The organism is Mesotoga sp. Brook.08.YT.4.2.5.2., assembly GCF_003351125.1.
Classification (GTDB): Bacteria; Thermotogota; Thermotogae; order Petrotogales; family Kosmotogaceae; genus Mesotoga.
Map to the genome: position 1 here is coordinate 1 of NZ_JPGZ01000052.1, position 10,601 is coordinate 10,601.

Sequence of the window (10,601 nt, forward strand, 5' to 3'; positions counted from 1 at the left end):
ATACCTTCAGGAAAGCTCTTGAGGATATACGAAGAAGATTCAACATAGACAGGGTTATAGTGGTAGCCGATAGAGGAATGATAAGCAAGACGAGGGTGAAGGGACACATAATGATCTGTTTCCTTGCGCTTGTAATGGAGACTGCCTTATGTAGAAAGCTTCAGATTGGAAGTACTTTCTCTTAAGCAGAAATACTTGAAGACTTGAAAGAGATAAGGGCAGTTGAGTTAACGGTAGAAGGCAAACGCTTTCTTGCAAGAACTGAAATGATGGGCAATGCTTACGACGCTTTCAAATCACTCAAAATAAGACCACCGGATCTACTCAAAGAGATTGCATAATTGACCACTGTGGTGGTACGTCTGTTTTTCTTTTCATTTTTCCCCTTGTTTAGCTGTTTTTAGATTACTCGCTGTCGAAGTTGAGTTAGAGCTATCGATAAGAATTGGGTGTCTATTTGCACATTGCGGGGAGAGTCTTTGCCTCCCATAGACGGGCTGGGCACCTAACTAGTCAATGCGTTGTAGTGGGTGCCTTCTCATCTGTTCGATTCGACAGTGGTTGGTTCGTTGATTGAGTCTATGAAAGCCTGTGAGGAAGAGTTTGCTTTTGTCAGGTTTATGAGAGCGAATACCATGATGATTACAGCAACCGCCAGTCCTATTGATAGCGCTATGCTCACTTTGTTTTGCACTCTGCCCCAGTCGATTTTCGACATCTCATCACCCAACATTAGTATACCATACTCTCTCAAACAAGCTCACGATCCGTAGCTATCGCTGCATGGCTATAATTATCATCAGGATTGAAATCAACGCATTTGAGCCCGGAGAATTAAAGACTACGGTTATACAAAAAAATCACCAAGGCATTGCCGATGTCCTGGGGGTTTGTCGGGTTCAGTCTTCGTGCTCGCTCTTTCCCAGATCCTCGTCGAAACTGTAGAAGGTTTCGTCCCAGTAGTCGATCGGGCAGATCTCGTCTTCGGACTTGAATACATTCCCCGATCCAACGACCGTGCCGTTGAATTCTTCGCCCCCACACTCGCACTCGGTACATCTGTTGAGGTAAAGATCGAGTCCGTGCCAGATGTTGTCGTAGAAGAGGTTGTCTTTGAGTGTGGTTGTGGAAGATGAGTTTATCAGTATTCCGTTTTCGACGTTTTTCGTGATTATGTTTCCCACAAGAGAACCGGTTGCGTCTCCACCGAGCGAAACTCCTATCGTGTTTCCTGTGAATGTACAGTTCTGGATCTGGTACTTGATATCGTTGGTTAGGCTTATCCCCACTCCGTTTCTTTCGAATACTGAGTTCTCTGCAATCACTGTTGCGCTGCCATATGCGTAGATTCCTGCGAGTCTGGTTTCGAGATGATCTTCATTGTCCATTCCGAGATAGCAGGTTATATGTGAGTCGATTACTTCAAGGGTCATTCCGGTGCCGCTGAAAGAGATTCCGAATCTTCCGCCCGCAATGAAGGAGTCTACTATCTTGCCCGAGGATCTCGATACGTTGATTGCCGCGCCGCTCGAAATGACAGTGATGCTCTCGATCGAGAAATTTGCAGCGCCCCTGACAAATATCCCGAGATCCTTTCCTTCTTCGGGTGTTATTATAACCTCGTCTCTGGACGACCCTATAAGCTTGATCTCCTTGCTTACAGTCAGACCCTCTCTGTATGTTCCGGGGAGAATCATCACCATATCTCCGGCCTTTGCGTCATCTATTGCTGCCTGTATGGTTGAGTACTGGCCGTCCGGGTCGCCGACCACCAAGATGCCGGCCTCGCCTTGTCCAAGGCTGATCGAGCTTATTACAAAGCATACGAGCAGCACAAAAAGAAGCTTCTTCATGGTAACACCTCCGTCTACTTCTAATCTTTAGTCTAAACCATCTACATGAAATAAGAGAGAACTGTTACTAATAGGGTGTTAAGCATTGCTATCGAGGCGTGGGGTCTTCATCGAAGCGGTGTGTCGGAAAAGGGAATGAGTCCTTCCCGCGAGCCGATTTCGACAATGCAGGTGCTAGAATTTCTTGTCCTCTTCAATGCATGGATGAAGAAAGACTTTCGCTCCATTGTATTTGGGAGGAGAGCAGCAAACTGGAGATGGGGGTGCATCTCGCTCAGAACAGTCATCTGTGAGATCTAATGACATTACAGCGATAGGAGCTCTTCTCGTTGACTGGAACGCTTTGATGAGAGCATGGTTGCAGACGGGCTTCAAGGTGCACACTCTCCACCGCTCGAGCGGGAACTGAAGATCAAGAGCGCAGATGAGCGTACTCTCAGGTATCGGTGATATTTTTGAGACTTAGGACTAGACGATCGAACTCCAAAAAAAAAGATGAGGGTAGAGATGAGCTTCGATGAGGGGTTTAGATAGTAGACGAGGAAGCGCCAATCGAGAGTAGCGTTGCAGGCGGGCATTCTTTCTAAAGCAAGATCGAGATGAAACTTGATCAAGGGATGAGAGTGATAGGACAGGAGTTTCATGGAGTGTGCTTCGGGTGAAAGTTATTTTGGAGAGGGGGCGAAGAGATGAAAAAGATAATTCTGTCAATATTATCTTTGGTCGTTGTGTTGCTGTTGCTTTCGGGTTGTTTCATTTTAGGCCCGACGATCAAGGTGAGTGGACTTGTGAGCGATTTCGAGAAGTATTGGGAAGCGGAGAACTCTGTAGAGCTTGCGGGGCTGTACACAAATCCGGCCGTAATAAACACGGCAACCAAATCGTACTCTCAGATCATCGATGCCTATTCAAGCAGATTTGAAGGAAGGAACGTCATTCACTTCGACAGGACGAGCAACGTTGACGTTGATTTCAACGAGGGAGTCACGGAAGCCAGAGTGGAATTCAGCGTAGAAATCAAATGGAATTCCGGACCGATTGACTACAGGACTTACATCTGGAGGATTAAGAACGAATCTGGCAAATGGCTCATTTCCAGATCCAACGAGTATTGATTTCGGCTTTCAAGAGAAACGTCCTTCTATAAGAGCCGCTTAACGCTGGAAAGAGCAAAATACGTTAACCGTCAGCGGTCCTCCGCTCTCCGCTGGAGCCAGAGAAGACGCTTTGAGTTTTAGAAGAAGCTTCGCGCTAAGAGCCGTTATTGGTGATACGTAGTTGGTGGTTGGCCAAGAGCAAAGAGCTAGAGTTCCTATCGAGCAAAGAATGGTGGAATCTGGTTTGTCAAGACCAGCTCAGTTCGTCGGCCTTACAATTTCCTGGTCTGGGTGTGCCATGCTCTGGAAATATGACCTTGACCAAGAACAAAGAACAGATCCTCGCTCTGCTCTGGAACGAAGAACAGATCTTTCCTCTTGGACACCCAACGGAGAACTTCTTCTCATCCAAGCGATAAGCGAACAGCGGTTCTTTGGAGCGATCGCTGGCTTTTAGGCCGCGAAGCGGAACTTGCCTCGCCAAAGGCGAGACTGGCCAGGCGAAGCCTGACTGGCCACCGAAGGTGACTGACTTTTCTCTCGCCTTCTCGTGAGCGCAGCGAACATCTCGACAATGCTCTTTCTCAATATGATCTTATCGGAGGACGGCTCTTCAAAGCGCACAGCGTCTTCTAGCAGAGGATCTTTCAGCGTTCAGCGAAAAGCGACTCTTACATTCGAGATCCCGATCAGTTGCATATCGGGATGACAAATGTTCTTTTTCGTGATTCTTACATGATCCCGGTCAGAATGTTGGGCTTCCCGTGAGCACAGCGAACATCTCGATTTTGCGGATTCTCCCCCTATATACAGTTTTGTATTGCCCTTCGCTGGATTTCATTTCTTTGTTGTGAAGCTCCATATTGGGCCGGCTACGCCAGACGACCCCTCGTTTCTTGCAACTATCTTCCAGTAGTATGTTGTGTTGGGCGAGAGACCGCTCTTGGTATAGCTGTTAGTAGTTCGATTCGATATGAAAAGAGTGGAATTGTGAGCTGTAGAGAGGTAGAGATCATATAGTACCGGATCTCCGTCGGGGTCTCCGCCTTCCCAGGACAGGGTAACCTCGAAGTTCGTATCCTTTGCACCATTTGCCGGGAAAGGACTTGACGGGACGTTGGGGAACGACTTGACCGTTATCGTGAATGTCTTGTCAGTAGACAATCCCTTTTCATCCTCCGCCCTTACTGTCACTGTAATGTTGCCGAGAGGCCCGCTGACTGTCCCCTCGTAAAGGCTCCCTGTAATGGTTCCTGGTCCTCCTATTAGCTTGTACGATATAAGATGGCCGTCCGGGTCTGAGCTGTACTCGGCAAGGTTGATCTGAAAGTGCTCTCCAGTATTCTTGACAATCGTTTCTATAACTCCCCATTCTGGCTTGCCATTCTTGATAGGACAGCCTGTAAGAAAGAAAAAAACAAGTGCCAAAACCACTATCAGGCGAACATTCTTCATCTCATTCTCCTCCACGATCCAAATTAGGAGATGAAATCAATAGTTCGTCCGAAAAGTGAGTACCTATCTACCAAACATCTCCCTATTGGTTCTAGAACGGAGCTGGTCGATTCAGTCTCTAGCGGCCAGACTCTCTTCTTGAGAATTCTTCGGAAAAGAGTGCGAACACTTCTTTGTTCGTTTCTGTACGTCTCCATGTGTGGTATAAACGGAGTAGCGGGAGTCGTAGTGCGTGACAACAGAGCTATTCGGTTGTCTGATCATCGTATCATGCGGTTAATGATGATTGGTCTCTTCGTGATTAAAAGTCGCTGGTGATATAATTATGGTGGAAATATCTTAACGTCTAAATAGGATAGGTGGAGGTGTTTTATGCTTAAGAAAGGATTGTTACTGGGTGTTTTTGTGGTTCTGTCAGCTTTGATGCTTGCCGGAATCGTTGGTGCAGTGGCCGAGATTGATAAGTACGGTAACGTTCATACGAATATTCCGATGGAAGCAGTTGTTTATGCCGCCATTGAAGCTGGAGATCTTGTTTACGTGACTATGGGCACTACAACGATCATGGTTCCATTCGTAACTACATACGGCGATGTCGACAGGGGACAGCCGCTGGCAAGGTATTCCGGCGACCATGTTCTTCTGGCCATCAACTATGGCAATTTCGGTCAGACTTACGGACTTGCCGTTGGAGATCCTCTCAGTATGGGGCTTATCGAGAAGGGGGCCTATAGGGACGAATTGGAGATCAGACACCTTGTAAGAACGGATGTAAGGGATGATTATGCTAGCGATGAGATCTTTGCAAACTTCAGGGAAGTAACGATTGGAGAGATCGCACCCGGTAAGCTATACAGATGTTCCCATCCTTCAATCAGCGATCCCAGGTCGCCTTACGCATCGGCCCTAATAGAGCAAGCGGGAATCAGGACTGTAATCAATCTCTCCGATTCGGACGAAGAGCTTGCTTCGAACTGGGAGTACTCGGAGTATTACAAGGCAATCGGTGAAGCCGGAAACCTGATAAACCTAAATATGGGAGTAGATCCTCTCGCTGAAGATTTCGCGAAGAAACTTGGAGAGGGCCTTAGGTTCATGATTTCTCACGAGCCGCCGTATCTGATCCACTGCGTTGAAGGCAAGGATAGGGCCGGAATCGCCTCCGCTCTGCTTGGAGCGATTATGAACGCAAAGACCGACGAGATCTACGCGGACTATGTCAAATCCTATGAGAACTACTACAATGTGAAGCAGGGAACGGCAGCCTACGATGCAGTGGAGAAGATTATCGCCGATCTCTTCGTTCTTATGAACAATGGCAATCCAGTTGACGATGTCAACGTCAAGAGCGTTGCGCTTGACTACCTGACGAAGAGGGCCGGTCTCACTTACACAGAGATCGCCGCTATTCAAGATATTCTAAGATAAATAGGATACTGAAGGTGTTATTATCGAGAGGCGGTGTTGAGCCGCCTCTTTTGATAGGATTTTGGTGGTGGCTGTATGTGGGATGCGTTGAATGAATTTGAGCTTTCGTTAATGAATTCGCTGAACTCGGCAATATCTGGAGAGGTAATGGATCTGTTCCTTTCTTTTATGCTGTTTCTCGAAAGGGGGGCCCTCGTATGGATACTACTGACGGTCCTTCTCCTGTTCGACAAGAGGTTCCGCAGGGCCGGCTACATGACTTCGCTGGGGCTAGCGATAAGTCTGCTTGTTGCCTTCGTTATCCTTAAGCCCGTCTTCGGGAGGTTGAGGCCACTCGAGTTCATCGAGGGGTACGCGATAATCTTTCCGACTCCCGAAACTTACTCATTCCCATCTTCTCCGGTTACTATCTCATTTGCCTACACCGCCGTTCTCTGGAACAACGTCAAGATGCTCAGAGTCCCCCTTGTCCTTCTCTCTGCTTTCATAGCGCTTGCCGAAATATACGTCTATTTCAGTTACTTCTCGGACGTTATCACCGGGATTGTACTCGGAGCGCTATGCGGCATCATTACCGTCCGACTTTTCGAGAAGTATACAATTATCAAACCTGAGAATAACGACAAATCCGGAAACTTGCAGTAGACACTCCACTCTTTCATCGATGCTTACCATTCGACTATGGCTCTAAATAGGTCAGTGTTGCCTGGAGCTAATCCCATCAGAGTACCGTGAAAGGTATAAGCACAGGAAACCGCGACGACCTTGCCTCCGTTCACACTGGACGCGGCGACGATCGGAATCGGAACTGGCGCCTGTATAACAGGAACCTGTTCCTCCCCGGCCGGAATATACGTTGTGAAAATCGCGGTCGTTTCTGCCCATACGACAACAGAAGCACTGCCCTCCACGGTTAGCTTCGTCGAGTTCATCATCGCTATCCTCTGAGAAAGCGTGGAAGAGATGGAATGAGCGCCAAAGTTGTCTGAGGTTATTATCAGTTTGTTTCCGCCGAGGTTATTGACTGTATCCGTTACAAGCCCCCATACGAAACCTATGCCGGTGCCGAGATGGACTTCAAGACCGCTCCGGCAATAATCGACGCCCTTGTAAAGCGAGCGAAGATTGGGCTTATGGGATTCACTCTTGCCGATGATAAGTATCTCTCCAGCATACGCTGGTGGATGAAGAACATGCGAGACTGGGAGATAGAGAAAGACTGGATAGTTCCTACCTACGGCACGATTCACTCAGTCGCAACGACAATAAGGGCATTCACAGAAGAGGGAGACGGCGTTATCGTACAGCCTCCTGTCTACAACAGGTATGAACAGGCAGTCAGAAGGACGAATCGAGAGATAGTAAGCAATCCTCTGATCTACAAAGACGGAAAGTACTCGATGGATTTCGACGACCTTGAGAGATGCATGAAGGTTGGTAAGAACAGGCTTTTCGTATTGTGCAATCCTCACAACCCCATTGCGAAAGTGTGGCGGCCTTCAGATCTAGAGATAATCTCCTCACTTGCTCAAAGATATAACGTCCTTGTCTTCAGTGACGAGATATTCGGAGAAATAACCTTCAACGGCAATTCGGCAATTCCTTACGCTAAGGTCGCTGGAAACGGAAGCCACTCGATAGTTGCGACCTCGCTGGGAAAGGTCTTCAATTTCACGGGCGTTAACAATGCAAATATGATTATCCCCGATTCCGAAACAAGAGATAAGTTCAGGGTTCAGCGGGATGCCGATCATTATGGAAGCATAGATCCTCTGACCCACGCGGCGGTATGTGCCGGATACGGACCGAAAGGCTCTGACTGGGTACGGGAGATGAAGAAATATGTTGCTGAGAACATAAACATGATCAGGAATTTCTTTAGAAGCAACATTCCAGATGTTAGAGTATCCGAAGTAGAAGGGTCCTTCGTGATCTGGATAGATTGGCGCGGCCTTCGGTTAGATGATGACGAGCTGCAATCCTTTCTGCTTAATGAGGCATACCTCGACCTAGACCGTGGTATAAACTATGGAATAGGGGGAAAGGGATTCACACGGATGAACGTTGCTGCACCTAGAGGCAAGATAGAGGAATCACTAGGTTACCTTTTCGATGCAGCTGCAAGACGCGGATACGCATTATCTGAGACTTATAACAGGTGGAGGTGAAGATTGATTCTTATGAAGAAACTGATTGAAGACTACTTCGAGCAAAACAAAGGACTCATGATAAGAGACATTATGAGACTGGTAAGAATAAAGAGCGACAGGGAAGAAGCGAAAGAGGGTAGACCGTATGGCGATGGGCCGGCGGAAGTACTGGCTGCAGCTCTGGAAATGGCATCTGAAATGGGATTTAGGACCAAGAATTACGACAACTACGTTGGTGCTGTCGATTTCAATGAACTCGAAAACAAGCTGGACATCCTGGCCCATCTCGATGTAGTACCTGGGGGAGACGGCTGGTCGGTTACGGAGCCTTTCGATCCAGTCGTCAAGGACGGAAAGCTTTACGGTCGCGGAACGATCGACGACAAAGGTCCTGCAGTAGCTGCTCTATACGCCATGAAGGCTGTAAGGGATCTTGACATCCCCCTAAAAGCCGGCGTCAGACTTATTTTAGGAACAGATGAGGAGTGTGGATCATCCGACATACGCTACTACTATGGAATCGAAAAGGAGGCTCCTATGACCTTCTCGCCGGATGCGAGTTTCCCGGTTGTGAATATAGAAAAGGGAGGGCTCCAGGGAAAGTTCGAATCCAGGTTTGAAGAGTCAACCGAGACTCCAAGGGTCGTGAGCTTCAGGGCAGGCATCAAGAGCAATGTCGTTCCCGGTGAAGCATCTGCGGTTGTCGAAGGAATCGATCCTGAAGAGATCAGAGATTACTGTGATGCCGTAAGCGAACTGAGTGGCATCTCGTTCAACTTAACCACTGAGGGGGAAAAGACTACAATCACGGCTAAAGGACTTCAAGGTCATGCTTCGACTCCAGATAAGGGGAGAAATGCTTTGACGGGTTTGCTGGAGGTCATCTCAAGACTCCCGGTTTCTCATAGTACCGGCTTTGAACGGCTGAAAGCTCTGAACTCAGTATTTCCTCACGGAGATTGGCTAGGTGAGGCTGCTGGCATTGCGATGAGCGATGAACTCTCCGGCAAGCTTACAATAAGCCTTAATATGATGGATTACGATAGTTCAAGCCTCAACGCGACGTTCGATTGCAGGGCTCCTTTATGCGCAACGAAAGAGAACCTCCTTGATGTAATTAAGGCAAAACTGGCCGAGTATGGCATAGTTCTGCAAAACGATGATATAAAACCTCCTCACCACGTTCCCGGTGACTCGGAATTCGTCAAGACACTTCTTAGATGTTACGAAAGCTACACCGGAAAGAAGGGATACTGCATCTCGATGGGAGGTGGAACGTACGTTCATCGACTGGAAAACGGTGTAGCATTTGGGAGCACTATGCCCGGCAGCGAAAATAACATGCACGGACCGGATGAATTTGCAGTGATTGAAGATCTGTTGACCAGTGCGAAGATATTCACACAGGCGATAATCGAGCTTTGCGGATGAAGAGCAAAGGATCAGTTGCAAGTTGTGAGTTGTGAGAACAAAAAACGAGGCTAGAGGTTGGTTGTAGGAAAGAGCAAAAGATCAGTTCCAAGTTGCAAGTTGTGAGTTGTGAGAACAAAAAACGAGGCTAGAGGTTGGTTGTAGGAAAGAGCGGAATAAGATGCAAGGCTGGCTTCGCCAGGAAGTGATGTGCTTCGAAGGAGGCCTTCTCAGGTCCACCGTCAGCGGTTCTCCGTCCTTAGAGAAGACCAAGACCAAGAGCAGAAGTAATGCTGCTGCGCAGTAATTGATGCCGCTTTCAGCGGGAGAAATTCAGAAGCCAGTCTTTGCTTCGCAAAGCCCAGTTCCGACTTCGCCGGGCGGAAGAGCCTAGTATGGAACGGGTTAAGAAATTCGGGTTCTTAGGGGCGGTTTATCAGAAACGGGTTATGAAGATCGGGTGTATTAAGAGCAAAGGCTAGTTCCGGCTTCGTGGGCTAAGATCCGCTGAAAGCTAGGCGAGAGAGATCGATGAGACGAAACCCAGATCCCGTGCAAAACCATCACGGGATGACCCTGAACAGGAGCATTTCAGGGCAGGCTAAGTGAGTGGATTTAAGGGAAGGTTCTACGTGGATGACAGTCTTTCCTTGCTTCTCGTCATTCTGACAAAGGTCCTGGTAAGAATCTCGATCCACGCGGCGAAAAACGCGAACACTTGCAAGTTGTAAGTTGTAAGGGAAAGCAAAAGGCCGGGGTTGGTAAGAGCAAGAACAGAAGTGATGCTGCCTCCGGCAGGAAGTGAGGCTCGCTGGCGCGAGGAAGTGATGCCCGGAAGAGCATCCGGGGAAGTGATGCTGGCGCTTACGCACCAGGAGGCAAAAACCAAAGAAAAAGAGCAAGCAAATTAAAGTAATCTGATCAGAACGAACCTACTTTGTCATCCTGAAGCGTCCCTGTTCAGGATCTGGTCCTAATGAAAACCGTGGTTGGGAGTAACACGTGGAGGCTTGAAAGAGAAGAGTGAAACCGGATCACTGTTGAAAGGTTCTCCGTTCGACGATGAGAACATGTTCTTCGTTCCAGAGCGAGGATTTGTTCTTAGCTTTAGGTCAAACCATTCATTAATAGAGTAGAGAGAAGGGGAAAGCAAACAGGCCAAATAAGGATCTGAGATCTTGAAAAGCGAGTATGTAAAAAAGATTGTG

The 10,601-nt window shown here is 47.9% G+C and carries 10 protein-coding genes and 1 pseudogene; 6 read left to right on the top strand and 5 right to left on the bottom strand.

The genetic code is table 11. From position 1 onward, the window contains the following. Positions 1-185 (top strand): annotated as a pseudogene (locus Q502_RS14915) (hypothetical protein); the annotation flags it as partial. Positions 186-538: 353 nt separating this feature from the next. Here the strand turns inward: Q502_RS14915 and Q502_RS12610 are convergent. Further along, complete coding sequence (locus tag Q502_RS12610; RefSeq protein ID WP_258002072.1) at positions 539-733, bottom strand: hypothetical protein; 195 nt, start codon at positions 731-733, stop codon at positions 539-541. 166 nt (positions 734-899) lie between these two features. Continuing rightward, entirely contained in the window at positions 900-1,853 is a 954-nt protein-coding gene (locus Q502_RS12615) for a nitrous oxide reductase family maturation protein NosD (protein ID WP_112109512.1), read from the bottom strand. Positions 1,854-2,542: 689 nt separating this feature from the next. Between Q502_RS12615 and Q502_RS12625 the strand changes: the two genes are divergently transcribed. Continuing rightward, complete coding sequence (locus tag Q502_RS12625; protein ID WP_102819445.1) at positions 2,543-2,968, top strand: hypothetical protein; 426 nt, start codon at positions 2,543-2,545, stop codon at positions 2,966-2,968. A gap of 819 nt (positions 2,969-3,787) precedes the next feature. Here the strand turns inward: Q502_RS12625 and Q502_RS12635 are convergent. Further along, positions 3,788-4,405, bottom strand: a complete 618-nt coding sequence (locus Q502_RS12635; protein WP_102819443.1) for a fibronectin type III domain-containing protein — start codon at positions 4,403-4,405, stop codon at positions 3,788-3,790. 372 nt (positions 4,406-4,777) lie between these two features. Here Q502_RS12635 and Q502_RS12640 point away from each other — a divergent pair, with 372 nt between their 5' ends. Together Q502_RS12640 and Q502_RS12645 are read left to right on the top strand one after the other, a co-directional pair. Further along, positions 4,778-5,833: a tyrosine-protein phosphatase gene (locus tag Q502_RS12640; RefSeq protein WP_102819442.1), complete on the top strand. Its 1,056-nt coding sequence runs from the start codon at positions 4,778-4,780 to the stop codon at positions 5,831-5,833. Positions 5,834-5,908: 75 nt separating this feature from the next. Beyond that, complete coding sequence (locus Q502_RS12645) at positions 5,909-6,478, top strand: phosphatase PAP2 family protein (protein ID WP_102819441.1); 570 nt, start codon at positions 5,909-5,911, stop codon at positions 6,476-6,478. A gap of 23 nt (positions 6,479-6,501) precedes the next feature. On the opposite strand, the gene Q502_RS12650 is transcribed toward Q502_RS12645, so the two are convergent. Then, on the bottom strand, positions 6,502-6,768 hold the full coding sequence (locus tag Q502_RS12650) for a hypothetical protein (RefSeq protein WP_102819440.1): 267 nt from the start codon (positions 6,766-6,768) through the stop codon (positions 6,502-6,504). 135 nt (positions 6,769-6,903) lie between these two features. Between Q502_RS12650 and Q502_RS12655 the strand changes: the two genes are divergently transcribed. After that, positions 6,904-8,001 carry a MalY/PatB family protein gene (locus Q502_RS12655; RefSeq protein WP_112109511.1) on the top strand — a complete coding sequence of 366 codons (1,098 nt, stop codon included), beginning with the start codon at positions 6,904-6,906 and terminating at the stop codon, positions 7,999-8,001. Positions 8,002-8,013: 12 nt separating this feature from the next. Continuing rightward, a complete protein-coding gene (gene pepV, locus Q502_RS12660) occupies positions 8,014-9,414 on the top strand; it encodes a dipeptidase PepV (RefSeq protein ID WP_112109520.1) in 1,401 nt (466 codons plus the stop codon). A gap of 952 nt (positions 9,415-10,366) precedes the next feature. Here pepV and Q502_RS14470 read toward each other — a convergent pair. Then, on the bottom strand, positions 10,367-10,601 hold a 235-nt coding region (locus tag Q502_RS14470; RefSeq protein ID WP_220152707.1), incomplete at its 5' end, for a hypothetical protein.

Bases quoted from the DNA above. Each gene is read 5' to 3' on its own strand.
- Q502_RS12610 (WP_258002072.1), bottom strand. From the start codon at position 733: ATGTTGGGTGATGAGATGTCGAAAATCGACTGGGGCAGAGTGCAAAAC.
- Q502_RS12615 (WP_112109512.1), bottom strand. From the start codon at position 1,853: ATGAAGAAGCTTCTTTTTGTGCTGCTCGTATGCTTTGTAATAAGCTCG.
- Q502_RS12625 (WP_102819445.1), top strand. From the start codon at position 2,543: ATGAAAAAGATAATTCTGTCAATATTATCTTTGGTCGTTGTGTTGCTG.
- Q502_RS12635 (WP_102819443.1), bottom strand. From the start codon at position 4,405: ATGAAGAATGTTCGCCTGATAGTGGTTTTGGCACTTGTTTTTTTCTTT.
- Q502_RS12640 (WP_102819442.1), top strand. From the start codon at position 4,778: ATGCTTAAGAAAGGATTGTTACTGGGTGTTTTTGTGGTTCTGTCAGCT.
- Q502_RS12645 (WP_102819441.1), top strand. From the start codon at position 5,909: ATGTGGGATGCGTTGAATGAATTTGAGCTTTCGTTAATGAATTCGCTG.
- Q502_RS12650 (WP_102819440.1), bottom strand. From the start codon at position 6,768: ATGATGAACTCGACGAAGCTAACCGTGGAGGGCAGTGCTTCTGTTGTC.
- Q502_RS12655 (WP_112109511.1), top strand. From the start codon at position 6,904: ATGGACTTCAAGACCGCTCCGGCAATAATCGACGCCCTTGTAAAGCGA.
- pepV (WP_112109520.1), top strand. From the start codon at position 8,014: ATGAAGAAACTGATTGAAGACTACTTCGAGCAAAACAAAGGACTCATG.